The sequence below is a fragment of the Mycobacterium sp. Panama NTM2 genome, from assembly GCF_054355555.1.
The window spans coordinates 1-25,716 of sequence record NZ_JBTHXC010000005.1 but is presented as its reverse complement, the minus strand read 5'-3'; the positions used below and the strand labels follow the sequence as shown (position 1 = coordinate 25,716).

23 protein-coding genes and 1 pseudogene are annotated in these 25,716 nt (G+C 66.3%); 13 read left to right on the top strand and 11 right to left on the bottom strand.

Translation table 11 applies throughout. From position 1 onward, the window contains the following. Window positions 1-295 precede the first annotated feature (295 nt). The 3 genes and pseudogenes from ACXYX3_RS27870 (at window position 296) to ACXYX3_RS27860 (ending at window position 2,201) form a co-directional block, all read left to right on the top strand. Entirely contained in the window at window positions 296-1,348 is a 1,053-nt protein-coding gene (locus tag ACXYX3_RS27870; protein WP_241204925.1) for an IS110 family RNA-guided transposase, read from the top strand. 241 nt (window positions 1,349-1,589) lie between these two features. Continuing rightward, a pseudogene (locus ACXYX3_RS27865) lies at window positions 1,590-1,730 on the top strand (TetR family transcriptional regulator); the annotation flags it as partial. Further along, window positions 1,731-2,201, top strand: a complete 471-nt coding sequence (locus ACXYX3_RS27860) for an RING finger protein (RefSeq protein WP_241205001.1) — start codon at window positions 1,731-1,733, stop codon at window positions 2,199-2,201. 536 nt (window positions 2,202-2,737) lie between these two features. Here ACXYX3_RS27860 and ACXYX3_RS27855 read toward each other — a convergent pair. The 4 genes from ACXYX3_RS27855 to ACXYX3_RS27840 form a co-directional block, all read right to left on the bottom strand. After that, the gene (locus ACXYX3_RS27855; RefSeq protein ID WP_241204924.1) at window positions 2,738-3,265 is read right to left on the bottom strand and encodes a hypothetical protein; all 528 of its coding nucleotides are present in this window, start codon (window positions 3,263-3,265) and stop codon (window positions 2,738-2,740) included. Between the two features lie 292 nt (window positions 3,266-3,557). After that, window positions 3,558-4,100: a hypothetical protein gene (locus ACXYX3_RS27850; RefSeq protein ID WP_458612354.1), complete on the bottom strand. Its 543-nt coding sequence runs from the start codon at window positions 4,098-4,100 to the stop codon at window positions 3,558-3,560. A 291-nt stretch (window positions 4,101-4,391) separates the two neighbouring features. Further along, a complete protein-coding gene (locus tag ACXYX3_RS27845) occupies window positions 4,392-4,895 on the bottom strand; it encodes a hypothetical protein (RefSeq protein ID WP_241204923.1) in 504 nt (167 codons plus the stop codon). Window positions 4,896-4,897: 2 nt separating this feature from the next. Next, the gene (locus tag ACXYX3_RS27840) at window positions 4,898-5,218 is read right to left on the bottom strand and encodes a helix-turn-helix transcriptional regulator (protein WP_241204922.1); all 321 of its coding nucleotides are present in this window, start codon (window positions 5,216-5,218) and stop codon (window positions 4,898-4,900) included. A 313-nt stretch (window positions 5,219-5,531) separates the two neighbouring features. Here ACXYX3_RS27840 and ACXYX3_RS27835 point away from each other — a divergent pair, with 313 nt between their 5' ends. Beyond that, window positions 5,532-6,017, top strand: a complete 486-nt coding sequence (locus tag ACXYX3_RS27835) for a hypothetical protein (RefSeq protein ID WP_241204921.1) — start codon at window positions 5,532-5,534, stop codon at window positions 6,015-6,017. Window positions 6,018-6,193: 176 nt separating this feature from the next. Here ACXYX3_RS27835 and ACXYX3_RS27830 read toward each other — a convergent pair whose 3' ends face one another. Next, window positions 6,194-7,600, bottom strand: a complete 1,407-nt coding sequence (locus tag ACXYX3_RS27830; protein ID WP_458612359.1) for a neutral zinc metallopeptidase — start codon at window positions 7,598-7,600, stop codon at window positions 6,194-6,196. A gap of 104 nt (window positions 7,601-7,704) precedes the next feature. After that, window positions 7,705-8,823: an FHA domain-containing protein gene (locus tag ACXYX3_RS27825; RefSeq protein ID WP_241204920.1), complete on the bottom strand. Its 1,119-nt coding sequence runs from the start codon at window positions 8,821-8,823 to the stop codon at window positions 7,705-7,707. Window positions 8,824-9,476: 653 nt separating this feature from the next. Between ACXYX3_RS27825 and ACXYX3_RS27820 the strand changes: the two genes are divergently transcribed. From ACXYX3_RS27820 to ACXYX3_RS27795, 6 genes are all read left to right on the top strand, one after another. Then, entirely contained in the window at window positions 9,477-10,244 is a 768-nt protein-coding gene (locus ACXYX3_RS27820; RefSeq protein WP_241204919.1) for a sensor domain-containing protein, read from the top strand. A gap of 748 nt (window positions 10,245-10,992) precedes the next feature. Then, window positions 10,993-11,832 carry a hypothetical protein gene (locus ACXYX3_RS27815; protein ID WP_458612353.1) on the top strand — a complete coding sequence of 280 codons (840 nt, stop codon included), beginning with the start codon at window positions 10,993-10,995 and terminating at the stop codon, window positions 11,830-11,832. A 68-nt stretch (window positions 11,833-11,900) separates the two neighbouring features. After that, entirely contained in the window at window positions 11,901-13,181 is a 1,281-nt protein-coding gene (locus ACXYX3_RS27810) for a DUF7373 family lipoprotein (RefSeq protein WP_241204917.1), read from the top strand. Between the two features lie 10 nt (window positions 13,182-13,191). Then, on the top strand, window positions 13,192-15,153 hold the full coding sequence (locus ACXYX3_RS27805) for a serine/threonine-protein kinase (RefSeq protein WP_241204916.1): 1,962 nt from the start codon (window positions 13,192-13,194) through the stop codon (window positions 15,151-15,153). A 120-nt stretch (window positions 15,154-15,273) separates the two neighbouring features. After that, on the top strand, window positions 15,274-16,890 hold the full coding sequence (locus ACXYX3_RS27800; protein WP_241204915.1) for a PPE domain-containing protein: 1,617 nt from the start codon (window positions 15,274-15,276) through the stop codon (window positions 16,888-16,890). A 629-nt stretch (window positions 16,891-17,519) separates the two neighbouring features. Next, window positions 17,520-18,050, top strand: coding sequence for a hypothetical protein (locus ACXYX3_RS27795; protein WP_239736412.1), 531 nt, complete (start codon window positions 17,520-17,522; stop codon window positions 18,048-18,050). Between the two features lie 215 nt (window positions 18,051-18,265). Here the strand turns inward: ACXYX3_RS27795 and ACXYX3_RS27790 are convergent, their stop codons facing one another. Then, window positions 18,266-18,430 (bottom strand): hypothetical protein, encoded by a 165-nt coding sequence (locus ACXYX3_RS27790; RefSeq protein ID WP_172835618.1) that lies wholly within the window; start codon window positions 18,428-18,430, stop codon window positions 18,266-18,268. Window positions 18,431-18,613: 183 nt separating this feature from the next. On the opposite strand from ACXYX3_RS27790, the gene ACXYX3_RS27785 reads away from it, so the two are divergent. Beyond that, window positions 18,614-19,054, top strand: a complete 441-nt coding sequence (locus tag ACXYX3_RS27785; RefSeq protein WP_046364106.1) for a hypothetical protein — start codon at window positions 18,614-18,616, stop codon at window positions 19,052-19,054. A 3-nt stretch (window positions 19,055-19,057) separates the two neighbouring features. On the opposite strand, the gene ACXYX3_RS27780 is transcribed toward ACXYX3_RS27785, so the two are convergent. Beyond that, the gene (locus ACXYX3_RS27780; protein ID WP_043416222.1) at window positions 19,058-19,900 is read right to left on the bottom strand and encodes a ParB/RepB/Spo0J family partition protein; all 843 of its coding nucleotides are present in this window, start codon (window positions 19,898-19,900) and stop codon (window positions 19,058-19,060) included. Continuing rightward, a complete protein-coding gene (locus ACXYX3_RS27775; protein WP_043416219.1) occupies window positions 19,900-20,613 on the bottom strand; it encodes a ParA family protein in 714 nt (237 codons plus the stop codon). Before ACXYX3_RS27775 ends, ACXYX3_RS27780 begins: the two co-directional genes overlap by 1 nt. Before the next feature lie 1,402 nt (window positions 20,614-22,015). Here ACXYX3_RS27775 and ACXYX3_RS27770 point away from each other — a divergent pair. Both ACXYX3_RS27770 and ACXYX3_RS27765 read left to right on the top strand, forming a co-directional pair. Next, window positions 22,016-22,942, top strand: coding sequence for a ParA family protein (locus ACXYX3_RS27770; protein WP_043416216.1), 927 nt, complete (start codon window positions 22,016-22,018; stop codon window positions 22,940-22,942). Window positions 22,943-23,217: 275 nt separating this feature from the next. Continuing rightward, window positions 23,218-23,643, top strand: coding sequence for a hypothetical protein (locus tag ACXYX3_RS27765; RefSeq protein WP_241204914.1), 426 nt, complete (start codon window positions 23,218-23,220; stop codon window positions 23,641-23,643). An 89-nt stretch (window positions 23,644-23,732) separates the two neighbouring features. Here ACXYX3_RS27765 and ACXYX3_RS27760 read toward each other — a convergent pair whose 3' ends face one another. Both ACXYX3_RS27760 and ACXYX3_RS27755 read right to left on the bottom strand, forming a co-directional pair. Then, the gene (locus ACXYX3_RS27760; protein ID WP_255730349.1) at window positions 23,733-24,458 is read right to left on the bottom strand and encodes a WhiB family transcriptional regulator; all 726 of its coding nucleotides are present in this window, start codon (window positions 24,456-24,458) and stop codon (window positions 23,733-23,735) included. A gap of 1 nt (window position 24,459) precedes the next feature. After that, window positions 24,460-25,716, bottom strand: coding sequence for a helix-turn-helix domain-containing protein (locus ACXYX3_RS27755; RefSeq protein ID WP_241204912.1), 1,257 nt, complete (start codon window positions 25,714-25,716; stop codon window positions 24,460-24,462).

Genomic DNA, 25,716 nt, shown 5'->3' with positions numbered 1-25,716 from the left:
CTTCCCCCGGGTGTTGTGTTCTCCGTGGGAATCCGGCTCGCTCGTCGCTGCGAAGGGATACGGTTACCGCATTCCGGAAGGTACTGCTGATGGCTGTGCTGCTTGGTGCCGCGTCTCACGCTGGCTTGGTCTGTCGGTGCCATGGGGTGCCCCGGAATGCGGGTCTCGGACCCGCGGTGGGTAATCGCCCGTCCGCCTGGCTCACGCCTTTGCTGTCCACCGGCAACGGTTGGCTGACTTGTAGCATGCCGGCGGACGGGCTCGCCTCGCGGCGACCACGAGCTGTGGGCAACACGTGATCATCGTCGGGGTGGATGCGCACAAGCGGACGCACACGCTGGTTGCTATCGATCAGTCGGGCGGCAAACTCAAGGAGAAGACCGTAGCGGCGACCACCGCTGGACACCACGAAGCACTGAACTGGGCTATCAGCCGGTTCAGTGATGACCTGCTGTGGGCGGTCGAAGATTCCCGAGTCAATACCCGACTTCTCGAACACGACTTGCTGGGAGCACAGCAGCGGGTGGTCCGCGTTCCGACAGTGCTGATGGCAAAGGTGCGACGAAGCGCACGGACGTGGGGAAAATCCGATCCCATCGATGCCCTGTCGGTCGCTCGGGCAGCGCTGCGTGAACCCAATCTGCCTGTCGCTGAGCACGACACCGAAACCTGGGAACTCAAACTGTTGATGGATCGTCGCGATGATCTCGTGGGACAGCGCGTAGCGGTGATGAACCGATTGTCGTCCCGACTGCACCTGATCGACCCGCAGGTTCCCGCATGGAATCTCACACGCTCCCCCGGCCGACAGGCTCTGCAACAGTGGCTCACGGCGTCTGCAGACACCCTGATCTCAGAACTGGCCCTCGAAGAACTCGCTGACATCGATCGTTTCAGCCGCAACATCGATGCTCTCTACAACCGCATCAGCAAGCGGGTCGCGCTCCTTGGCTCCACCCTGACCGGCATCGCTGGATGCGGCGACCTCACCGCGGCCCGCCTGATCTGCGGAACAGCGAACGTGACACGGTTCCGCGATGAAGCGGCGTTCGCCCGCTACGTCGGGGTCGCGCCGGTGCCGGCCTGGTCAGGGTCCACACGCGGGCGCATGGTGCTCACCCGTTCGGGCAACAGGGCGATGAACTCCGCTCTGCAAACCATTGCGGTGGTGCAGATTCGGCTGGACACCCCCGGCCGACGCTACTACCTGCGCCGACTTGAGGGTGGAGACACCAAAGCCGGCGCACGCCGTTGCCTGAAACGCAAAATCTGCCGATCGGTCTTCACCCGCCTGCTCGCCGACCACCGTCGCCGACAGCACGCCGATCCGCGAGACAGCGTCGTCTGACAGCAATCACCCACTGACCCACCGCTCAGTCTCGAGCGCATCGCTGGTGCGCTCGTGCGGCAACGGGCGCGAACGACGTCGTTCAGCATTCCGCAGAGATGATGTGGCGTGCCGCGATCGCGTCGCTACCACGTGTGCAGTCGGCGGCGGTGGCTTCGCACCGAATCGGTCGGGCGGATGTCACTTTTCGTCGCGTGGGGTCCACGTCGATCACGTCTGTCGTCTGTAAGGATTGCTGGCGATGAACCGCCGACCATCTCCGCGTATCCCCCAGGGGTCGACGGCTGCGCGGCCCGCGCAGATTCGCGACGTGGCGATGAAGTGTTTCGCCGAGCGTGGCATTGCGAGGACATCGCTGCGAACGATCGCTGAGGAAGTCGGGGTGAGTCTGGGCCTGATCCAGCACTACTTCGTCACCAGGAGTCAGCTCGTCGAGGCGATCGATCACTACGTCCTCGAGGTGTTTGCACAGATGAGAGAAGCGCCGCCAGCTGGCGCGGATCAGGTGTGCGGTGCCAGCGATCGGCTGGCCGCGCTGATGACCGACAATCCCGACGTCATGGATTACGTCGGGCGGGCGCTGGCCGAACACGGCGGAGTGGGCAACACCATCTTCGATGGTTTCTTCGCGATCAGCGCCGAACAGGGCGCCGCGTTCGCGGCGCAGGGCCTCACACCTGAGGATTTAGACCCGTTGTGGTGCAATCTGTTACCGCTGATCCTGAGGGTCGGGACGATCATGCTGCGCCACCACATTGAGCGCCACACCGACGGCCCGCTCTATGACCCCGAACAATTATCCCGCTGGAACGCCGCGGTGACGCGCATGATCTGCCAAGGGCAGATGAAGTAGCGAACTTTCGCGGCCTCGCTATGGGGCCTCCCTGTCCGACGACCACCGGGGGTGGGCTTCCCTGTGGGGGCAGCCCGTGCCTCGCAGCGGCCGAGCGGGAGGGGGTGGCCCGTCCGTCAGCCCGCATGGGGCGAGTTGCTGTCGCCTGACGGAGAGGGGGTCGGCGGTTGTTGTCGCCGCCATCGATTGGTGAGGACGTCCGCGGCGTTGATAATGACGTCCTGCCATTCCCGCACCGGGACGCGGCGCTGCTCCCCCGCTGCGGTGATAGCGGTCAGTTCGCCGTGGTCGAGGTGAAGCTGTGAGCCAGCCTCGTAACTGAGGCGCTCGCTGTTGATCAAAGAGATGACGAATGAGCAGTTCCGATAGACCGCGACGTCGGGCCCCCGCCTACCCATAGAGCCGCCGTAGCACTACCGATGTGCAGGCTGTCGACCACAGGAACATCTCAGCCCACCCTTCCTACTTGTGACGCCTTGCCCGAGCCGGACGGACGCTGCGCAGGTCAGCGACTTTGCCGACGTTCACGCCTGATTTCAATCCAACGCGGCAGAGGACTTATTCCAGTATGCACGGTATTGTTGCTGCGGCGGGTACCCGGCCCCCGATTGACCCGTGAACGCCGGCGGGTCCACGCCGGGCTCGGCGAGGCCGCCGCCGCATTCGTTAGTACCGATCTGCACTCCCGCCGGCGTGGCCGGGTGTCGGCGAGGCCCACCCGTCCTCGGGGCCGGTGCCGCCGCAGGGGGATGCGCCGGGGGTGCCCAGTGGGCGGGAGTCGGTGCGGGCGGCCCGTACGGCGCCGGCCCGAACGACGCGGGGTACGGCGCGGGAACCGGCGGCGGTCCCCACCCCGGCTGGGGGTGATTCGTTGGGACCCAACCGTATTGGGGGTGCTGTGGTGGCAGCACGGGTAGCTGCGTGGGTGGTCGTCGGGCCTTGCGGACGAAGACAACGATGGCCCACACGAGCGCGCCGATGACGAGCAGCCGACCGACGGCGAATCCGAGGGAATAGCTGGTGGTGGCGCCTTCAGCGGCGAGCAGCTGAACAGTCGTGCTCATAGGTCGGTCCTTTCCTCGATGGCCCTGTCGCAGTCTGGACCGCTTCACGGGCGGTCGGGCACCAGCTCATCGCCCCTGCAGGGCAACTATGGCCGTGATCAACGCGTTGCCCGACGAGGGCGTATCTGAAGTATGCCGGGCGGGCAAGGGGGGTCTGCGCACCAATTTTTCTGGGCAGCATCGAGACGAGAGTGACCGTGCCCACGCGTCTTTGAACCCTGCAGTCGGTCTGACGAGCCCGATGCGGCGTGCGTCGTCGCGGTCGGGCACTGCAGCTCACGCCTGTTCGAGGCTATCGGGTCTGCGGCGGCGCTGACTTGTTGGCGAGCAGGTCGCGCAGGGTGGGCAGGACGCGTTGATCCTTCGGGCGGTTGGCGGCCTGTTTGGACCGGATGACGTCACTGAGGGAGGCGATGGCGAGGCCGCCGCCGCATTCGTTAGTACCGATCTGCACTCCCGCCGGCGTGGCCGGGTGTCGGCGAGGCCCACCCGTCCTCGGGGCCGGTGCCGCCGCAGGGGGATGCGCCGGGGGTGCCCAGTGGGCGGGAGTCGGTGCGGGCGGCCCGTACGGCGCCGGCCCGAACGACGCGGGGTACGGCGCGGGAACCGGCGGCGGTCCCCACCCCGGCTGGGGGTGATTCGTTGGGACCCAACCGTATTGGGGGTGCTGTGGTGGCAGCACGGGTAGCTGCGTGGGTGGTCGTCGGGCCTTGCGGACGAAGACAACGATGGCCCACACGAGCGCGCCGATGACGAGCAGCGGACCGACGGCGAATCCGAGGGAATAGCTGGTGGTGGCGCCTTCAGCGGCGAGCAGCTGAACAGTCGTGCTCATAGGTCGGTCCTTTCCTCGATGGCCCTGTCGCAGTCCGGCCCGCTCACGGGCGGTCGGGCACCAGCTCATCGCCCCTGCAGGGCAACTATGGCCGTGATCAACGCGTTGCCCGACGAGGGCGTATCTGAAGTATGCCGGGCGGGCAAGGGGGGTCTGCGCACCAATTTTTCTGGGCAGCATCGAGACGAGAGTGACCGTGCCCACGCGTCTTTGAACCCTGCAGTCGGTCTGACGAGCCCGATGCGGCGTGCGTCGTCGCGGTCGGGCACTGCAGCTCACGCCTGTTCGAGGCTATCGGGTCTGCGGCGGCGCTGACTTGTTGGCGAGCAGGTCGCGCAGGGTGGGCAGGACGCGTTGATCCTTCGGGCGGTTGGCGGCCTGTTTGGACCGGATGACGTCACTGAGGGAGGCGATTTCGACGACGCTGTCATACAGCTCGGCGGCGGCGGCGCCGCGGTGCAGGTCGGAGTACCCACGCGTGCCCGCGGGCTCGAAGGCGATATCGAGGTCGCCGGCGTCGGTCACGAGATTCCAGGTCCGGGCTCCCGATAGCGCTTGAGCGTCGCAGGTGAACGGCAGACCCTCAGGTACCGATTCGGTGCGGATCCGGGCGTTCAGTTCGCGCAGCGCCGCAGCGAGGCGGGTGAGGTTGGCCGCGCCCGCGTCCGGGGTGATGTCGGCGTCTTCGGTAGGGAAGGGCGATCCGTGATACACCGCGGCGAGTCCGCCAATCAGCACGTAGACCACTTTGTGGCGGTGCAGCGTCGCGAACAGGCGCGCAAGGTCCAGTTCCACGATCAGTGCGCTCCGGCGCGGCGCAGGCCGGCGAGCTGGGACGCGATCCGGCCGTGACGGTCGAGGCGTTCTTGACCCGACAGCGACGCGAGGCGCTGCGCTTGGGCCCGGTCGCTGTCGTCACGCTCGACAATCGCGAACTCCAGCTCGAGACCGCACAGCCGCACCAGCCGCACCACCTCATCGATGCTGATCGCGGTCCGACCCGCTTCCCAGCGGGCGATGGCGGGCTGCACCAAACCGGCCCGCTCGGCGAGCTCGGCTTGGGTCAGGCCTGCCCGCAGGCGAGCCTCGCGGATCAGCTGCGCGCCATACGTCCCCACGCACACACTATAACACTTTCGTTATTTCCATTGGCGCTGTTCGTGATGAACGGAGCTATGTCAGACCCGGCATCATCGACGAGTGCGCGACGTCAGCGAACCGGCGGCGCCAGAGGCACCCCGCTGTGGCCCGGGTCCAGCGGTCCGCGAGCTTCGCGGCTCGCACCGCAACCGGAAGATGCCCATTGCGACCGTAATGTTCTGTGTCAGAGCATGTCTGGCGGTGACGCGACTGGCGTGTGAGCATGACACGCCCGGGAGCCCGGGGGTGCTAGGTCATGACCTGCCATGGGGGCTACGGATGGAGACGGGAATGAGTGGAAGTCGGCGGCGCGGGGTGTGGCTCGCGGTGACCGGTGTGGCGGCCACTGTGGTCGCCGCGACCGTGGCCGTGGTGGCGATGTCCGCTGACCGAGGACGAAGTGACAGCGTCACCGCCGGTGGCGCCAGCGAGCGACGACTCTCGGGTGATCGGGACGACTGGACCGCTGCCGTATGCCAGGAAGGATCGATGACCACACCGTCGAGCGCGACCTTCCGGTTCCCCACCGCCACTGCTATTGCCTGCTGTGCGTCGTCGAAGACCCCGGCCGGCAGTCCGCCAGAGTCGATCATGATGGGGCGGTGGCCGGCCGACGTCGCCGTCGGGAAGGAACTGTCGAAGATCCCAGCGTTCAGTCAGTTCGCTGCCGGCCCCGCCGATGGAGACACGGTCGTCTTCGCGCCGACCGCGAGTGTCGATCCGGCTCTGCTGAAACCGCTCATGGCGTTCGGGTTCACGATCGTCTTCCTTCACTGAGGGGCACATCGCACCCGCGTCGCAGTCTCCCCGGGGGTTGCATAGACGCCGGTTGGGCCAATCCCCCGCCTCGGTCATGTATCCGCGGCACACCCTTGCTGTACAACCCGTGTGTCCTGGGTCGGTCGTGCCGCAACGATGCGCGCCGCGCAGACGTCTGTGTGCCGTCATTCGGATCAGAGGAAGCGGGTATAGCAGGCGTCGGCGTTGGGGGTGATAAGTCCGGATCGGAAGGCCATGATGCGGGTGAAGCCGGCGGCGACGGTGGTGCCATTGACGTCGCTGGCGGCGAAGCCGTTGTTAAGCAGACCGGCGATAGCTTCGTCGAGGTCACCCGCGGACAGTTGAATGGTGCCGCCGGTACGGAGCGTGATGGGTTCGGTCATTTTGCGTTGCGCGACGCCGGTGAGGCAGGCGGTGCGCAGCGCGGCGGCGGTGGTGTCGATGGGGACTCCGCGGTGGTGTTGCAGGGCAAGCATGTAGCGGGCGGTCAGCACGGAGATTGCGGTGTTGTCTCCTTGTAGGAGAACGCGTTCCTTCTCGTCGGCGGGGGTGCCCATCGCTTGCAGGGCGGGCAGGTCCACGGTGATGGTGTGGGTGGACGGGCAGTAGGACACTGGCGGGGTGGCCGTCGCGTCGGGGCACGGCCGGGCGGGTGCGGTAAGGGAAACGGTCGGAGGCGCGGCGGGGGTGAAAATCTGCGTCAACGCCTCGGTGATCGAGGTGATGAGTCCTTGATCAATGGGTGATTCCCCAGTGGCAGCGCCGCCGCTCGCCTTAGGGTCGAGCATCATCGGCAGGTCGCCGCGGGCATGCTCGATCTGGTCCATGTCGATTCGCGCGCAGGCGTCGATTCCATCGATGAATCCAGTTTGGAAAGCGCTGACGCGGTCCAGGGCGGTGCCGTGGCCTTCTTCCACCATGTCTTCGTACTCGGGGGTCAGGATCGGGTCCCTGATGGTGATGACGCCGGCGATGACGCGGTTGAGTCCGTCACTGGTGTTGAGCTCGAAGCGCTTTGACGATCCTTCGGTGACCCAGCGGATGTAGCTGCCGGCGAAGCAGTCGGCTTGCTGCTCGAGAACGAGTGTGGGTGTAGACCGGTCGACCAGCCCGCCCATCCGTTGCACGGCGTGACCGTATTCGTGGGCGAATAGGGCGGCGATCGAGGCGTCGCCAAAGTATTTCATCCCGGCGGGAACGAGGTCGCCGCGATCCCAGGCGATGAGATCGGCACGCGGACAATAGAACGCGTTGGGATTGTTGAATCCGCTTTCGCCGCACAGGATGGGGCCGCCCGGGTCGGTGGAGTCGTAGGAGGCGAGGTTGGCGACCGGGGTGAACGATCCCTCCAACGGCGGGTCGGTGTAGTGCTGTTGCCAGTAGTCGACCACATCGTTGACGGCCAGCACCGCGAGGTGGTCGGCGTCAGAATTGTTGGTGTAGGCGACTTTTCCATCCGGCGGGGGCGCGTCTTTGCGGACACCGCTGGGGCCGTCGACGACGGGCACGCCGGCGATGGTGTTGGGGTCATACATGCTGGACCGGGCCTGCCCCTGGATGGGGGTGGCGCAGCCGGTCATCACGACGGCCAGGACCGCCAAAGCGCCTGCGGCGGCGCAGCGCAGACGGCGCGGTTGTGATCGGGCCCGGGTGGTGCGTGGCTGGGCGGCACCTGTGGGAGTGGTCATCGGCGGGTGGCTCCTGCACCGGTGAGGCCGGCAACGAGAAGCTCGAGCGCTGCGGTGACTGGTGCGCGCACGGGCTGTTCGGCTTCGGCGGCGTCGACCTCTTCGATCGTGATGTTGCAGTGGGTGGCGACCTCAGCGGCGCTGAGATGGTGATGGAGGCGCGCTGTGGCCAGTCGCTGACCGAGTGTGGCGCCGGGCGCTCGGGTGGCGGCGCGGAGCATGTCCTGGCGTGCTGCGCGGATGTGGCCGAGCAGTCCCAGCAGTTCGGGGCGATGGGTCGTGGTGCGGGCCGCGGTCGTGATGGTGCGTTCCAGGCGGCGCAGCTCGGCCAGTAATGCGCTGATGTCGCTGGTGAAGGTGGCGCTGTCGGTTGGGGGCAGTTGCGCGACCCTGCGCAGCACGCCGTGCAGGGCGATCTCGGAGGCGTCGATGAGGACGGCGACCTGAACGGTGGGCGATAACACCTCGGTGGTGTCATCGTCGTCGGGTGCGAGCTCGCCGCCGCGGATCCGGGCGATCGTGCCGGGCGGCCATCTCAGGTAGGACTCGATCTTGGCCAGCGTCCCCGGCCGAGGCCAATGGGTGCCGCGTTCTAGCTTGACCAGCTGGGTCTGGCTGACGACCCGATCTTCGGCCAGGCGCCGCTGGGAGAAACCCAGCTGTTCACGGCGCTCCATCACCGCCAGCCCTGCACGGGCGATGTCGGGGTCGGCTGGCTGCTCGACATCCGCGGCGGTGTCCTCGCCCATTTCAAGAGATTCGGAGGGATCAGAGTGGCTGTGCTCGGCGGGTGCGACGGTGACTTCGATCCCGGCTGGATCACCTAGGCGCACCGAGGTCACCTGTTCGACCGCGACGGACTCGATACGGCGTCCGTCGAGAAAGGTGCCGTGCTTGCTGCCGGCATCTGTGATGACCCAGTGCCCGTCGGCGGGCTCGATGCGCACATGAACCCGCGACAGCGACGGGATCGGTACCCGGATATGCGCGGGCTCCTCGCGGCCGATGACGACCGCTCCGGCGTCGGCCTGGGCGGTCATCGTCTTGCCGGCGACCGCGATCTGCACAGCGGGCAGCCTGGTTGCCGGGGTTCCTGACTCGGTCGGTCCGCTCACCTTAGGCTCCTCGTGAGGCTCGATTGTCGTGGCGTGTGTGCACCGAGGTGCTACAGATTGCGCTACAGGTTGTTGCACACCGATTCCTTGTTCTCCAAGCGGCTATCGATGCCGAGCGAACACGGTTCTACCAGCGCAAGCATCGATAGTCGGGCGTACCAGCCGATTCAGTATTACACGCAGAATCGTGGCCTCTTGGCGGCAAATTTTTGGTGCGCGGGGGGTGCAACGGATCGTGCGATGATTAGTCGCAGACATGATGCCGGCGTTTGCTGGCGCGCCTCGATACGCAGGGGGATGCAGTGACTCCGCATGACCGACCACCGCACCGTGGCCGCGACGCCGACCGCCCGACACCTCCGCCGGTGGGCCCGCCGCCGGCGCGCCCGTTCGATGAGCAAGACACGCTGCAGGCACCCCAGTTCTCCCCTCCTCCCCCGCCTCCGCAGTGGGGCGCGTACCCGCCGCCACCGCCCGCGGGGCCTGGCTGGCCGCAGCCTTCCCCCGTGGGCCAGGGCTGGCCCCAGCCTGCCCCCGGAGGCCCCGGCGGCCCCGGTGCGACACCGCCGCCGGCGCGGTCGGGTTTACCCCCCAAACCGCAGCATCCCGCAGTCGCCGCGATACGCGCTCACCGGTGGCTGACGGTGGGTGCGGTGAGCGCCGCCGTGGTCGCCGTGGTGGCCGCGGTCGTGCTGATCGCCGACTCCGGAGAGGCCGCCGACACCACGGCGGCACCCACGACCGCGCCGAGCAGCAAGGCCGGGGTGCCGGCCGGACCGACCACCACCGTCCGCGCGGACACCCCGGCACCGCCATCTCCCGCACCCACCCCAGCGCCGGCACCGGCGGGGCCGGTGATCGCCCCCGACGCGCTCGCGCCGCTGCTGCTGCCCGTTCCTGAGGCCGGGAAGCTGCTCAACAGCCCTGAACTGGCCGAGGTGGGAACCGAGACGGCGATGATGGGCGGCTCGGTCGCTCCGCCGCAATGCATGAGCGCCTTCGGGCCGGCCTACCGCGCCGCGTTCGAGGGAACCGGCTATACCGGGGTCGTGATCCAACTTCTGCAGCAGGGCCGCGCCCAGCAGGTCGCCCAAGCGGTCGCCGCCTTCCCGGATCCTGCCGCGGCGAAGTCGGTGTTCGACAAGCTGGTCGCTGACTGGAATTCCTGCCAGTCGCAACGCCTCACCTATTCCCCCGGCGGCGGCGATAAGGACATCGTCGTCGATGTGACCACGATCCGCACGATCGGCGACGTCGTTACGGTGATGCTGATACCGACCACTCCCCCGGTGCCCGGCCAACAGTGCGAGCGCGATATGACGGTGCGCGGCAACGTCATTGTCGATGTGCGGGCCTGCTCACCGACTGTGGGTAGCGCCGGATATGCCATCGCCAGCGCTATCGCCGACAAGATCCGCTGACACCCCCTGACCGAGCGACACTTTGCCCGCGAGTGCGGGTCGACCACCAGCGCGCACCGAAGGAGATATCGCCGTGGCTGATTCACGACACGACGCCGACCGACCCCGCCCCGAGCCTGACCCCGGTGATCCCGACGCACCCACCGCGATCACCCCCACCTTCACCCGCCCACCGAGCGGCAGCTCCGCGGGGCCTCCCCACGTCGACCCTGACGAACCCACGACCGCGGCACCCACGACCTCGAGCCCCCGGACTTCGGCGAACACCGCCGCCGTGGACCCCGACGCCGCTACCGGGCAGGCTCCTGTAACGCCGCGCACGAACCATGATGCGCCCCAACCGTCCTCGCAACCGCAGCAGCGCTACCCGTGGCCGCCGAATCCGCCGACACCCACCGTGGCCCCGGCGCCGAGCCGGCCTGCGCCGGCTCCCGCCGCTGCCCCGACTTCTAGTACCCCGCCGCCCGCCGCCGCGGCGCCCCCTGCTCCGCACGCTCAGCAATGGGCCGCTGGACCCCCACCGCCCCCGCCGGGATGGCCACCTCACCCGGCGCAGCAGTTCTATCCGGGGCACCCCCCCATGCCGATGCCGCCGACTCGGCCCGTGTGGCGGCGCCGACCCGTGATCGTGGCCGCAGCCGCAGCTGTGGTCGTCGCGCTCGTCGTCGCTGTCGCTCTGTTCAGCGGGTCGGGCTCTGAGGGGGGCACCGCCGGCGGTGGTGACACCCCGGCGACTGCGGCCGACACCGTGACGGCCTATCTGCAGGCCCTCAGCGACGGTGATGCTGACAAGGCCCTGTCCTTCGGCAAAGCCGAACCCTCGAGCAAGGATTTCCTCACCGACGACATCCTGCGCAAGCAGATTGCGAAGCAGCCCATCACCAACATCCGTGTCCTGGATAAGGGCGACGAGAACTCGCCGCTGCGGATGGGGACGGTCAAGGTTGCCGCCGACTTTGGCGGGAAAACCTCCGAGGCCGATGTGCGGCTCACCAAAGTCGACGACGCCTGGAAACTGGACAACGCGTTCGTTCGCATTGCCTTGCGGAACGTCTCGGGCGATGAGGGGGCCGAATCGACATTGACCCTGTTCGGGGAACCTCTCAAAGACAAAGAATCGGTCAACGTGTTCCCCGGCTTCCAGCAGCTGGGCAGCACCAACGACTACCTTGAAGTGAGCCAGCTCGCCGACGCCGCCCCCTTGCAAGCGCTCAGCTTCGGCGGAACGTCGTTCCTGCAACCGAAATTCGACCTCAACGACAAGGGTCAGCAAGCCGTGCAGAGCGCGGTCAGCGACGCGTTCACCGCCTGCGAACGCTCCCACGCGCTCAACCCGCCCGGCTGCCCCTACAAGATGGACCGCCCCGACGCCGTGGAGGGGACCGCCAACTGGGGGCCCGCCGACATCAGCCAGGTCAAGATGGGCCTGTTCTTGGAGTATGCGATGACCACCACGGTCGACGGACCGGTCGTCATGCCGGTGACCGTCCAAACGGTCGACGGCGGCACCGCCTCCGGCAAGGTCGACAAGGTGTTCTTCGGCACCGTGGATTTGACCAAGAAGCCGCCGGCACTGACCACCAAGTGAATGCCGCAATGTCATCACCTCAGAGCACCCACCATCGAGTGGATGGTGCATGTCGGAAGCGAGCGCCTATGTGGGACAGAACAACCCGCCCTACTGTCGCGCTGATCGCCGGTGTCTGCGCCGTCCTGATCGCTGGGTGCGCCACCACCACCACCGCGGGTACCGCCATCCCCGCCAAGCAAGCCCCCGACGGTGGCGCGATCGTGGCGCTGATGGACACCGGTGACTACGCCACCGCGGCCAGCCGTCCGTTCGGCACCGCCGGTGACGACCCGTACTCTGGCGCCCTGCTCGAGGCGCATCGCATCGCCGACTACACCGTGGGACCGTGGGAGATCGACGCCGAGATCAACACGCTGCCCGCCCCGGTGAATCTGTCGCTGGTCGGTCCGGTCGCCTCGACCGACGACATGACACGCAACCGCATCTTTGATCCGCCGGTCGCCGCTGCCGCCGGCGCCAACGGATTCGTCAGCGGCTTCGCCACCGTACGAACCACCCCGTCAACAGCCAAACAGCAGCGCAGCCTGCAGAACGTGGTCCTGCGTTTCCCTGATCCTGCCGCCGCCACGGCAGCCGCCACCCAGATGGCCGCCGCGTTCACCCCCTGGCCAGGCTCGTCGCCACCACAACCTGTGACGCTGACCGAGCTGCCAGAAACCGTCGCGATCACCTTCACCATGCCCGATCAGGGGCAGCGGATGGTCAGCTTCACTCCCCACGGCGCCTACGTGTTCTACACCGTCGTCCAAGTCAGCGACTACCTCCTCGGAGCAGATACCGAAAACCTGTCGAGAGGAACTATTGATCTGCAGAAGACGCGGATCGACCAGTTCACCGCAACCGACCTGCCCGCGCTGAAAGACCTGCCACTAGACCCGACAGGGCAGCTGCTCGCCAAAACCCTGGTCGCGCCGGACAATCGGGCCCCGTTCCTGCTGGGTATCTGGAAACCGCGGGGCTGGCTGCACTTCGCCGTCGACCCAATCAAGACCATTTCGCTATTCAGCACTGCCGGCGTGGACCAGGTGTCTCAACGTCTGACCACGGTGTACCAAGCGGCCAACCCCGATGGCGCGGTGCGTGTCGCTGACGGCCTCACCGAGCAGATTGGTAGTTTCGCCAACGTGCACGGTATCGAGGGGGTGCGCGGGCTGCCCGCCGCGAAGTGCTATCAGCGCACCGTGGGACTGTTGCCGGCGACCGCGCCGATCACCTGGCAGCGGGTGCAGTGGGCGTTCAGCTGCGTGGCCACCGTCGACCGCTACGCCTACACCGCGTTCTCCACCACCGCCGAGGACGCCCGCCAACAGATGGGCGCTCAGTACCGAATTCTGGCCGGTCAGTAGGCGATTGCCGGTGACACTGCAACCAGGGGCCATCGTGGGTGGCTACACCATCGAAAGCGTCCTCGGTTCCGGCGGGATGGGCACCGTGTATCGCGCTCGGCACCCCACCCTGCCCCGCAGTGACGCCCTCAAGGTGCTCTCCGCCGAGCTGTCGCGCGACGAGCACTTCCGGTCGCGGTTCGAGCGGGAAGCCGAACTCGCCGCCACCCTCGATCACCCCAACATCGTCACCGTCTACAACCGCGGAGACACCGACGGTCAGCTATGGATCGCGATGCAGTACGTCGCCGGCAGCGACGCCGAAAAGGAACTCGCCGCGGGCCGGATGACGCCGCGCCGCGCGGTGCACATCATCGGCGAGGTCGCCGGCGCCCTGGACTACGCCCACCGCCGCCAGCTGCTGCACCGTGACGCCAAACCCGCCAACTTCCTCCTTGCACCCCATGACGAGCGAATCTTCCTCGCCGACTTCGGTATTGCCCGCGCCCTCGACGACGCGGTGAACCTCACCCAAACCGGCATGGTGATGGCGAGCATCGCCTACGCCGCACCTGAGAGCCTCGCCGGCGAGACCGTCGACCACCGCGCCGACATCTACTCACTGGGCTGCTCGCTGTATCGCCTGCTGACCGGGCAAGCGCCTTTCGCCCGCCCCGGCGGCATGGCCGCGGTCGCCGCCGCCCACCTCATGGACCCCCCGCCGCGGCCCACCGACGCCGTACCCAGCCTGCCCACCGCCCTGGACGCCGTCATTGCCCGCGCCATGGCCAAAGAACCCGCGCAACGATTCCAGAGTGCTGGAGAGCTGGCCGCCGCCGCGCACCGCGCCCTCGATGACAGCACCGACGCCGTTGCGATCACCACCACCCCCACACCAGCAGCGCTCGGACCGCCCGACCGCACACCCCCGCACTGGCCCACCCAGCCCAGCCCGCTCACCCGCTCGACGGGGCCTGCGCCACAGCACTCGCAGCCGTGGCTCAGCAGCCCGTACACGTTCGTCGACCTACCCGCTCCGACACCACGGCGGCGTCACCGCCGCACCCTCATCGCGGCGGTCCTGGCCGCCGTCGTCGTGCTTGTTGCCGGTGCTGTCACCTTCTGGGCCTGGCCCCGCGACACCGCCACCGCCTACACGCCGCAAACCTTCATCCACGAACACGGACAAACCACGCTCACCGAGGCGCCCGGCACGGTCGTCGCCGCCGGCCCCGGAGACGCCGACGCCGTCTTATCCCTGGGCGTGCAACCCGCCGCGATCGTCTCCCCCGCCGGCCCCGCACCCTCGTATCTGACCGACCGCATCACCGGCGATGTCCGCGTTCTCGACACCGCAGATCCCGCGGCGATTGCCGCCACCCGCCCCGACCTCATCATCGACACCGCGACCATGAATGCACCCACCTACCAAGACCTGTCGAACATCGCCACCACCATCACCCGACCGCAAAACGCCAACGACTGGACTTGGCAGACCCAAATCGAGTGGATCGCACGCATCCTCGGCCGCGGCGACCAAGCCAAACAACTCATCGACCAGGCCACCACCAGTCAAGCCGAGCTGCGCACCAGCCACCCCGCATTCGACGGCAAAAGCGTCCAGGCAGTCCTCGTCACCGACAATGGCGTCCAAGTCGCCTCCGCCACTTCCCCCAGCGCCCTATACCTGCAAGGCCTCGGCTTCCGCTACGCCGACCAACCCGCCACCACCGGAACCGACAGCCTGCTTGCCGTTACAGACCCTGCCCAGCTGAACAACCCACCCACCGACGTCCGTCTCGTACTGCGCCGCGACCGCGCAGCCGGCGGCGGCAGCTACAACGGCCTATCGGAGCCCTTCACCCAATACACCGGCACTACCATCATCGTCGACGATCCCGCCAGCATCGACGCACTCCTCACCCCCGGCTACGCTGCCACCAGCTACCTCAACACCACCCTCGTCGACGCCCTCACCCGCCAGATCCGCTAAGAAAGCTATTTCGCTAGAGGCGGTGCTCTACCTCTCCCGGCTAAATAGGATCGGAATGCCGGGCCAGGTACGAGAGTCTGTCCGCGGCGGTCGCGGGACCGGAAATTTGGGGAGGTCGAGATGGCGCAGCTGGAGATTGATACCGCCGTTGTGACCCGTACAGCCGCTGCGGTCTCTGGCGCGGCCTCTGGCGGTTCCTCGCAGGGAATCACCGTGACGACGCCGGCCTCGGACCCGGTGTCGGCAGCGGTCACCGAAACGCTGCAGGCACGGTGCGCCGCGATCACCGGGTACAGCAACTTCGCTCAGGTCATCACCGAAGCTCGCGGGTCAATGTTGGCCAGCAGCGCGAGCACCTATGACGAGCAGGAGCAGCTCAACGCGGCCAGCCTGGGCTCGGCCGGCGGTGACTCCGATGCCCCGGCCAGCGCCGCGCCGTCGGTACCGAACCTGTCGACACCGACGATTCCGGCGGTCACCGCACCGCAGCTCGGCGCTTCCCCGACCAACGGCAAGGACATTGCCAGGCTGCTCCACGGCGGCCCGGGCCCTGCCGGGCTCTACAGTGCCGCCCAGCAGATGCGCAGCCATGCCAGCGAGTTGCAGGACGCCGCCCGACAGCTTCGAAGAGGTAGCACCGCCATCTCGGCCGATTGGCGATCAGGTGCCGGTGATCAAGCGTCGCAACGAATTGACGAACTCAGCCAGTGGTATGAGCGACACGGCGAACACGCCACCGCCACAGCTACCGCTCTGGAAACCCTTGCTGACAACTACGCGCGGGCCCGGGCGAACACACCCAAGCCCGAGGAGTTCGAGGACACCGAGCAGCGGCTGAAACGGGCCGCGCAGGCGAATGCGAACCCGGCCAATATGGGGCGCTACGCCCCCGTGGTGGCGGCGCTGCAGACCGAACTCGGTGGCCTGCACGCCAAAGCCACCACGCAATACGCCGACTACGCGCGCAGCGCCGGCAACCCCTCACTCGTCGGTGCGCCGTTGGAGCCCCCACCCCGCCCGGTCACAGGCGGCATCCATGCCCTCGATGCGCCGCTGTCGCCGGCCCCCGGTGATATCGGTGGAGAAGATGGCGGGGTGCCGGACTCCAGTCACGGACTGGTCGATCCTCATAACCCATTCATCGGCGATGAACGTTTTGGCCAGTGGCGGAACTACACGCCACCCCCTTATGTTGGATCGCAACCGCCGCCTCCCCCTGCTGAACACTTCGATCTGACAGATCAGCCGTTAAAGACCGGCGGTCCTTCCGGCTTCTACACGCCGGGCCAAAATTGGGTTACTCCAGATCAGCAACCCGCGTTTTCCCAGGCAGAGCAGTACCGGTTCCGCATGTCAGGGATGGACGGGACCACCTACACACGCGTCGTCACAGTGGATGGACAGCCGCAGCTCCAACGGTGGTTCGCATACACCTACGACTCGCAGAAGTGGACTCAGACGAATCTGAATTTGCCCGTGTGGGCGCGTACAGCGCCTGACCCGATTGGCGGCGTGTTGGGGGGCACAGCGTCGGACACGATCGGTGCGAGCTTGCCATCAATGGGTCCCTGGCAGCCCACCAGTCCTGCGCAGATCGCTGTACTGTCGGCAGCCAATCCCGGTGTCACCTATTACATCCCGGACGGATGCGGCGGCCAGTTCACTTTCCAGGGCGGAGTACCGATCGGCGGTACTGCTCCTGCGCCCAGCCCCCCATCGATGACGGCGCCGCGATGAACGCCGCTAATGATCGACTCCATTTCGCGTTGTCGGGCGTACCAAAGGTCGGCCCTCTGTTCAGAGGGTGCAGGCGAGAGCCTGGCAATGGTGCGAACACGCCGAAGGCGCGACTGCGGTCGGCCGCTTCTGCACAGCTCCCTGCCGGCCTTCCTGCTACCCATTTCGCGCACCGCCATAATCGGATGTACTTGCTGTTGCCTGCTTTACGCTCTCGTCGGCGCCTCTGAGGGCATGGCCGCCGGATCATCTGCGCGACCGCAGCCAGTGAGGGAGAGCCGCCGAACGGCGCGTTCCCTCGCGCCCGTATCTGCATCCTGGATCAGAGTCTTATCGTGGGGGTTTACTTCGCCAGCAGCGTGCGCGTGGGGCTCAGCGTCGGCCTCGCACTTGCACAGTGGAGAGGTCTACGAGATGGGAAGGACGACGGTATGCATGCGGGGGACAGTGCCGCCGACGGTCCACGCGACGGAGACACCGAACCGTTGCACATCATTGATCGTCCACCAGAAGCTCCGAGAGACGCCCCGCTTCGGCCACTGACAAATCTTGCCTTCGACTTCGATCGAACGTCGCGCTCGTCCCGTCCTCGGACGCGCCTCGCGCGCCCCGGCGCGGTGCCAAAGCTCGTGAGCAAGCGTGCCGCGATTGGGGCGGCATTGGTGGTTGCCGTGGTGGCCATCGCCGCTTCGTGGTTGTGGCCTCGAGGCCTCGCGCCTAGCGCACCGCCTCCGGCTGCCGACGATGCGGCTCAGCTGCGCACGTTGGTGCCGGCCGGCCTCAGCGCGTCCTGCCAGCCGGAGGTGGCCGCTTCCCCGGCGGTCTCGCAGCTCAAGTGCATCAACGAACACGACCCTTCAGGCCCGGCTTCCGCACGATTCATGCTTGCCAAGGACGCGGACGACTTGCCCGAGCTGTTGCGTCGCAGTGTGGAGGACGCACAAATCGTGGTGTGCCCGAACAACATGCAGTCACCCGGCCCGTGGCGGCGTAACGCGGCGCCATCTGAGATTGCCGGCACTTTGATCTGCGCGGTCCACGGCAACCGGTCGTTGATTGCGTGGTCGACCGCTGCCCACAATCTGGTCAGCGTGGCAGAAGGTGATGCGCAGGGGCCTTCGCTGACGCAGCTATACACGTGGTGGACGGTGAACTCCTAAAGGAGGTCCGCGGCAGTTTGGTCGCAACACCCACCAGTTCGGGCTAAACGAAGTTGATCGGCATCGACGGCCGAGTAAACGGAGAACCGCGCACCACGTCGGCGTACTTCAGATCGCGGTCCGCGACGTCGCTTTGGGGCTCGGAGAGAAAAGGTGAGTAGGCCAGCAAACGGCAAGGGGCCTCAGTGGAAGCATGTTGCCGATCAGAGTTGTCGCTAGGAGGCGGCGCGCTCGATTTCGGGGCTAAGCGATCTGTCGCGGAGCAGTTGCGGCACACTCACTCCCCGATGGGTCGCCGCGTCTTGCAGTAACGCCAGCTGGGCATCGGTGAACCGCACGAAGACGCCCTTGGTCAACTGGCGGGTTTCGCTTCCGCTCATACCACTCATGGCACCCTTCCCGGTCTGTCTCACGTCATGGCCAGCGCCGTGCGATGTCGTTAGTTTACGACATCCATGTCGCTATCGTGTGCTAAGTGGCCGGCACTAATAGCAGCGTGTCGTTCCCAATGTCGTTAACTAGGAGCATAATGCCCCTAAGGCCGTCAACGCGCTGAGAGCAGGATGAGTCCGTCCAAACAGCCGCCACCAGGAGTGGAGACGGAACCGCAGGGAGATGTGGTTCCGTTGCAGGAGGCTGCCTCAAAATTGGGGAAAGACCCGCGAACGCTGATCAAGGCGATCACTGCGGGCCACCTGCGCGGTGGGGCGATGCCGCGGCCGGAGCGGCTGCGTTGGTATGTCTACGCAAGTGAGCTTCCGCCGACCCCCGGTTCGCCGAAGGCTCCCGTCGTCGCCGACCGTCAGGTACAAGACCTTCAAGCGCAAATCGTGTCGCTGCAGGAGGCTAACCGGTTGCTGATCGCTGCTCAGCAGGATTTACTTCAGGCAGGCAGTGCGGGAAACGAAACGGCTGAGCATTATCGGCGCGTCGCTGAGCGGTATCTGGACGCGTTGAGTCAGTTCAATACGCCTGGCCATCTTGGCGATCTCGCGGATCTGTAGGCGTTACCGGCCAGAATCGGCCAGCAAGTCACGCAGACGTTGAACGCCGTCGGGGCCTAAGTAGGTGCGCAATGCATTGGCCAGCAATTCGGGTTTGGCCGAGAAATCGGCGATGGCCGAGGAGAGCACTCGGGATCGGCTGGGAGGTCGTTTGTCGGTGCCATTGCCCTCCCCCGCTGCGTTCCGGTCAAGGGCCGCCTGCCAGCGGGTCACTTGTTCTTCGAGTGGAACACGGGCGAGTTGACGTGCCTCCCTTATCGCGAGTTCACCGCGGCGGAGGGCGGTCTGAAGCTCGGGGGCGAGATGCAACAGGGCGCGGCGCTGAGAGATCCACCCGGCAGACTTTCGCAGTCGGTCGGCCGCCACGTCGGCGTACCCGCATTCCGCGACGAGCGCTTCGACGGCGCGAGCCTCTTCGATGACGTCGAAGTCCTGCCGGTCGACATTTTCGGCGATACTCGCGGCAATCAGCGTGACGCGGTCGCGGGCGATGGTGTCGTTGACGACGATGGCGAGGTCGCTGCGCCCGTATTTGTGCGCTGCAGCAAGCCGGCGACATCCGTTGATGACGACGTAGCGGGTGGCAATAGTGTCGTCGGGATAGAGGTTGAGGTAGGCCTCGCGGGTCACTACGGTGGCGGGCTGCAGTTGGATATCTGCGATGGATGCGAGGTCGGCGAGATCGCCGAGCTCCTCGCGCGGGTTGCGGGGGTTGGCGATGAGATCGGTCAGCGCGGCGGTGCGAGCGGTGGCGTCCTCCCGTTGGTGCTGGCCATTCTCGACTGGAGATCTGTCGCCGACGACGGTGTGGAGCTCGGCGAGGTTGACGCGTTGTCCTCGGGCCATCAGCGGGTTCCTCCGACGTTGAGTTCTAGCGCGAATTTGTAAAAGTCTTCGCGTGCTTGCAGCGCGACCCGGTTGGCGGGGTATTCGGTGACGACTTGTCCTTCAGCGCTGGCGCGCACGTGAAGTTTGTAGTGCCGAATGACGGTGTTGGCCAGCGGCCAGCCGTTGGCTTTGACGAACTCTCTGGTCTGATTGAGATCGAAGGTTCCGTCGCGGGGGTCCCAGTTGTTGATGACGACGATGTAGCGCAATCCGCGGGGCTGGACGACTTTGCCGATGGTGCGCGCGGTTGGGTCGAAGCTCAACGGTTCGGGCTCGATGGGCACGATGACTTGGTCGGCCATGTCCAGGACGGCGCGCAGAACGTCGGCGGCGGGCCCGCGGCCCAGGGGGTCGCCACCGCGGCTGTCTCCGTCGAGGTCGATCCATCCGGGGGTGTCGACGTAGACGTGTTGGATGCCGGGCAGATCTTTGATCTTGGCGAGATTGTCTAGGTCGTCGTGGGCCTGGGCAATGTGGAACGGCAGGTCGTTCATTCTCGATGCCCACCAGACCGCGGAGCCCTGGGGGTCGACCGACAGCGCAAGAACGGGTGAACTCGCGTTAGGGTCGTCGCCGCGGTTGAGGACATCGGCGGTCACGGCGGCCAGGTTGACCGACAGGGTGCTCTTGCCGACGCCGCCCTTTTGATTGAGCAGGACATGGATAGCCATGAATGGCCCTTCCGTATGCTTCCCCCGCACAGCGGAGTACTTCGGATCAGACGCGGTTTACCTTACGGCCACGCCGGGCAGTTCTACGCTCGCGACACGCCTCGTCTACCCCTGCTCACGTTGGGCAGCCCCATCGTCGGAGCGCGTACCGCTGCTGGGGAGCTGGCGGCAGCATCTCGAGAGTTCGCTTTACCGCGGTAAAGCGAGAGCACGTATCCCCCGCCGATGCGGTCCGCGCCGCCGTTCGCGGCATACGCCCTAATCGGGCCTAGCTCCGCCGATTCCGATCAGCTAGGGCTGAGACTTACCGTCGATTTACCGCGGTAAATCGTCACCTGACGTTTTGGCGGTTGGTATCTGTGCGCTCGCGGTGACGGGGCCGCTCTCGCGCGAGCGCGTTCGCATGGCACAGGCCAGCGGCTGCGGCCCGTCCCTGAGGAGATGATGTCAACAAGGATGCAGCCGGGTTCGTGTGCACTCGGTACCGAACCGGTTGAGGCTGTCCGCAGCGGTTTTGCTGTTCCGAGTACGGGCGAAGCGTCGCAGGGTGAACTGGGCGGGAGGGCTACTCCCCCGCCGCACGCATTGTGTGTTCGCTATGCGAGCACGCGTCACTAGCTTTCGTTAGACCTTATGGAATGCCGGACCGGCGAGATAACGCGCTGGTGGTCTCGAGCAAGGAAGCACAGTCGGCACTTCGCTCGCTGTCGCAAAGAGGATCCGACCTGGACCGGCAGCGCCCGGTGGGGCCATTCCGATGAGAGCGAGTTGTGCGCCGTCGGAGAGTGAGGCAATTCTGTATTGAGTCGGCGTAGACGATGCGATGAAGTGCATCCACACCGCGGGGTACTCACCCGCAAATTGGGTTCACCTGCATTATCCGGGCTTACGCCGGATGACAGGCCGGATAGTCACCCGGTGTTGTCCCGGGCTTGCGACGAGGCTACGACGGCTAAGTTGCCGGATTATTGGCGGGTGTCGAACCGGCAATTTGACGACTAAGAACGCGAGTAAGTGACGGCAAGTGACACGGTCGAGTGCCGTGTTAAAAACGTACGGGCGCACGTTCGTAAGGCGGGATGCATGCAGGGACGTGGGTTCACAAGCACATTCGATCGTTCTCCCGGACTAGTGTTTGATCGACTACCGATCCGGTAGACAGTCCGTTCTTTAACTCGTCGAACGCACGGGTTCACGCAGCGTCTCACGTCGGTGTGGCGCGGCGAGCACACCTCCGTTGTTACGCCCAGAGGGAATGGTGGTTGCCGGGCCGTCTGCACCGCTGCGCAGACGTCCGGTTCACCGCAATCCCACTCGTCCCAGCAGACACTCTGATCACAGTTCGGTATCGCGGGGGTGTGGCGGGCCGACTGTGAGGGCTCATCGTCATACCGTCACCGGTATGACGATGAACGGTCAGGCGCGCGTGGTCCTGGTGGCCAATCAGAAGGGTGGTGTCGGAAAGTCAACCACCGTGGCGGCCATTGCTGAGATGATCGCGGCCGCCGGCAAGCGTGGACGCCGGGTCCTCGTCGTCGACGGCGACCCGCAGGCCAATGTCACCGTCGAGGACTTGGGCGTCGATGGAGACGGCGGTCAGTCTTTAGCGCAGACCCTGCAGTTCGGGGCCCCACTGACGCCAGTGCGCGACGTCCGGCCCAATCTCGACGTCATCGCCGGCGGCCCGCATCTCGCGGTGGCCGGTGCCACCGCCCAGGTGATGGCCGAGAATGGCATCAACATGGCGGCCAACCTGGAGGCGCAGCTGAGTCTGTTGAGCGACTCCGAGGGTTACGACTTGGTGGTCATAGATTCAGGCCCCGGTGACGTCCCGCTTTTGGACACCTATCTGTCGGTCGCGAATTATTTACTGATTCCGACCCGCGATGACCAGGCGAGCCTGGGTGGGGTAGCGCGGTTGGCGAAGCGGTTCTGGCATGCCCGTAAGAGGGGCTCGTCGATTCAACTGTTGGGCGTGCTGCTTTTCGACGTCAATCCCCGCGCGACGAAACGCAACGAGGACGTTTTCGCGCAGGTCAACGAGATGCTTGCGGGCAGCGGCACGACGCCTTTCGACATCACGATCCGGTCGGCTCCTGCTGCCGCGGTGGATATGCGGACTTTGCACAAGACGGCGGGGGAGTTGGTGGCGCTTGCTCACGATGAGCGACGCAGCCGCATCGCGAAGTTGCGGGGCAAAGAGAGTCCGACGCGGGCGATGTGGTCGAGCGACCCCAGCGGGCTGGCGGCTGACTATCAGGAGCTGGTGCGCCAGATCATCGGCAGGTTGAGACGTTTCGAGGCGCCGGTGCAGGAGCGGGTCGGATGAGCTCCTCGAGGCCAAAGGCAAAACCGGTTTTCGATCCCTCCGCGCTCGATGACGATCTGGACGAGATGTGGCCCGCGGCACCAGCGAGACCGCCCGCCCGTCCCGTCGAGGTGTCCCGCCCTGCGCCGCCGGAGGCGGCTGCCGTGCCGGAGGAGACGTCGTCGCATGTCAAGCCGGCGCAAGCTTCTAGGGTTCCGGAGCCAGGCAGGTCGCCGTCGCCGCCGGCTTCTAGCGGCGACGCTCGACGTCCTGGGCGTCGACTGAATTCTGTCACTGTGACAGCAGCGGGCCCGGCGAAACGTGTACGTCCACCGGAGGTGCTGCTCTCCTCAGAAGTGTATGACGAGCTGTACCGGGTTCAGATCGCGGAGAAGAAGACGCGGCGTGGTTTGGCGCGCACGATGGGCGCGATCGTCCTGGATGCCATCGAAGCGCATGCGGCTCGGTTGGCTACAACGTGGACGAACCAGCAGCCGGCGTCGGTGGGGGAGGGGCAGCTGTTCGAGCGGCCGTCGTCGAATGCGGTGCCGCGTCGTCGTCGCCACGTGACCGCGCCGCGTACCGTGGTGCTCTCGGGTGTGACGCCGGCGAACGCGCGGCGGCTCGATGATCTTGTCGCCACTTGGGAGGCCGGGACGCGCAGCGCACTGGTCGAACAGGCGCTGCGGTATGAGTTTCACCTGCTCTGCGCCGACAACTGACGAGTTGGCTTTACCGCGGTAAAGCGGACGCCAGGGTACCGGGTTCCTCAGCCCGCGCGCGTGCGCTTCCGACCAATCGCGACATGAGATCAAGTCGACGCGATCCAAAACGCGGCGTCGTTGATCTCGTGCGCTTCCGGGCGCTCTGATGAGGCGAAAATGCTGGGATCGCGCAGACCACCGCGGGCATCAAGAAGGAGACGATGCTTCTGCCGCCACAGCATCGGTGTGGCGGCAGCGTCGGACACTGAGTCCAGGCGGTACCCGAGGTGGTAGATCATTTGAGAATCCATGCGCTGCAGGGTTATTGCGCATTCCTGACATACAGCGAACAGTGTCGAGGCATCGCCATCGCCGCGGCGGGGAACCCGGGAGATGACCGCGTCGGCCGTGAGGTGGCAGCCGGTGGCCATGATTTCGCAATACCCCTCGGAGCGGGCGAACACCAAGGTGCGTGGCCGCATACGGAAGGCAGCGCCGCTCTGCACGCCGGCGGGGAATACCGCGGAACGACGCGGTTCCCTAGGCGGGGGAGGGGGGTCATGCTCCGGTGCCACCGGAGGATCATCCGCAGCTATCTCGTCGAGCAGGGCCGCGGCGGCGGCGAAGCGGCCGTCGATCCAGATGCCGGCCCACATGCCCCAGGACGGCCGGCACTCCAGGGCCAGTTGTGCGCAGCTGCGGCGCAACGGGCACGCTAAACACGTTGAGAGAGCCTGCATTCGGCGAGAGCGGCAGAACCATTGATCCGGGTCGAGGTGACAGGGGGGTGGCTCGGTGATCGAGGTGTTGCGTCTCGACGGCGGCGACGTCATGTCAGTTCGCTGGGATGCCACGGATCTCGTCGACCCGGGTGCGGCGTTCCTCGTGCGCGAGGCGGTCGGCTTCAGCGCGACGCTGTAGAGCTCGTTGCGCGGCTTGTCGGGCGATATCGAGCGCTGCTCGGCGGCCCGATCCGCTTAGCGCCGCTCGGGCCGCTTGGCGTGCCCGCAGGGCTGCGTCTCGTTCGGCGAACTGGGCCGCAATGCGCTTGCGCGTCAAGGTGAACTCGGCAGCTTCGCGGGCTTCCTCGAGGGCTGAGGGTCGTTCGGCCGGGTTTCCATGAGCTGCAAGGATGGCGCCCAGCAGGCCGATTGGCTTGTGCGGGGCGTCGGGAATCCAATGTCCGGTTCCGATCCAGTCGGTGATGGCCTGGTTGAGGTCCCGCGGCGTCCAGCCGTGCTCGGCGACGGTCGTGAGTAGTCGGGCCCAGGGGGCGCCGGTGCGGTAGCGCCGGGCCCACGGCGGGCTGTGCCGGTCACAGATCCATCGGTTCGCCAGGGTTAGCGCTTGCGGACTAGGTGCTGTGCGACGCGGAGCGGCGCTGCGACCGGCCTTTGGTCGGGTGCTGGTAGTGAGTGAATTCTTAACAGAAGGTTGGTTCTCTAAAAGAGACCCTTCGGGATGGGGTGACAGCCGGTGAAATCTGCTGTCGTGCAACGCCCACACCGATGCCCAGCCGCGACCGCGGTCGCCGACGCGCCAGCTGGCGTAGCGCTCGGCGCGGGTGCGTTGCCTGCCCCGCATCACTTCGGTGGCGACTCCAAGGAGCCGCAGGGCTGTGGAGGCGCGCTGTACGGTGCGTACCGATAGCCCGGTGAGTTGAGCGATGCGTTCATTGGTGGGCCGGCAGTTGCGTCCGGTCCGGTGGTCGGCGAACGATGCGCGCGCTTCGGCCACCGCAACAACAGATTTGAGGCTTACTGGATTGTTGGGCATGACCGGACGTACGTGGGTGTTGTAGCGCAGGCGGTAGGCCGCAGGAACGGTTTCGTGTGCCCAGCGTCGCGCTCGACCGCTCCAGCATGGGATGGCGCCCCATTGCACGTTGACGTCGAGGGCAATACGGGGAAGGCGATCGAAGCAGTGTCCGCTGGCGCGACGGATCCATACCGGCGCGGTGTGGGCCGTGCCCCGGCGGCGCAGCGACGGGCCGGAACCGTGATAGGGACGAGTGGTGACATCGGCGAGGTCACGGTGCGCGGCATATGGACCGTGTGGAATGCGTGCGCTACCGTGGAACGCGTCTTTCAA

What these genes read in the sequence shown, in the direction of transcription:
- ACXYX3_RS27855 (WP_241204924.1), bottom strand. Translation starts at nt 3,265, where the DNA reads ATGAGCACGACTGTTCAGCTGCTCGCCGCTGAAGGCGCCACCACCAGC.
- ACXYX3_RS27850 (WP_458612354.1), bottom strand. Translation starts at nt 4,100, where the DNA reads ATGAGCACGACTGTTCAGCTGCTCGCCGCTGAAGGCGCCACCACCAGC.
- ACXYX3_RS27835 (WP_241204921.1), top strand. Translation starts at nt 5,532, where the DNA reads ATGAGTGGAAGTCGGCGGCGCGGGGTGTGGCTCGCGGTGACCGGTGTG.
- ACXYX3_RS27830 (WP_458612359.1), bottom strand. Translation starts at nt 7,600, where the DNA reads ATGACCGGCTGCGCCACCCCCATCCAGGGGCAGGCCCGGTCCAGCATG.
- ACXYX3_RS27810 (WP_241204917.1), top strand. Translation starts at nt 11,901, where the DNA reads ATGTGGGACAGAACAACCCGCCCTACTGTCGCGCTGATCGCCGGTGTC.
- ACXYX3_RS27800 (WP_241204915.1), top strand. Translation starts at nt 15,274, where the DNA reads ATGGCGCAGCTGGAGATTGATACCGCCGTTGTGACCCGTACAGCCGCT.
- ACXYX3_RS27790 (WP_172835618.1), bottom strand. Translation starts at nt 18,430, where the DNA reads ATGAGCGGAAGCGAAACCCGCCAGTTGACCAAGGGCGTCTTCGTGCGG.
- ACXYX3_RS27785 (WP_046364106.1), top strand. Translation starts at nt 18,614, where the DNA reads ATGAGTCCGTCCAAACAGCCGCCACCAGGAGTGGAGACGGAACCGCAG.
- ACXYX3_RS27780 (WP_043416222.1), bottom strand. Translation starts at nt 19,900, where the DNA reads ATGGCCCGAGGACAACGCGTCAACCTCGCCGAGCTCCACACCGTCGTC.
- ACXYX3_RS27775 (WP_043416219.1), bottom strand. Translation starts at nt 20,613, where the DNA reads ATGGCTATCCATGTCCTGCTCAATCAAAAGGGCGGCGTCGGCAAGAGC.
- ACXYX3_RS27770 (WP_043416216.1), top strand. Translation starts at nt 22,016, where the DNA reads ATGACGATGAACGGTCAGGCGCGCGTGGTCCTGGTGGCCAATCAGAAG.
- ACXYX3_RS27760 (WP_255730349.1), bottom strand. Translation starts at nt 24,458, where the DNA reads ATGACGTCGCCGCCGTCGAGACGCAACACCTCGATCACCGAGCCACCC.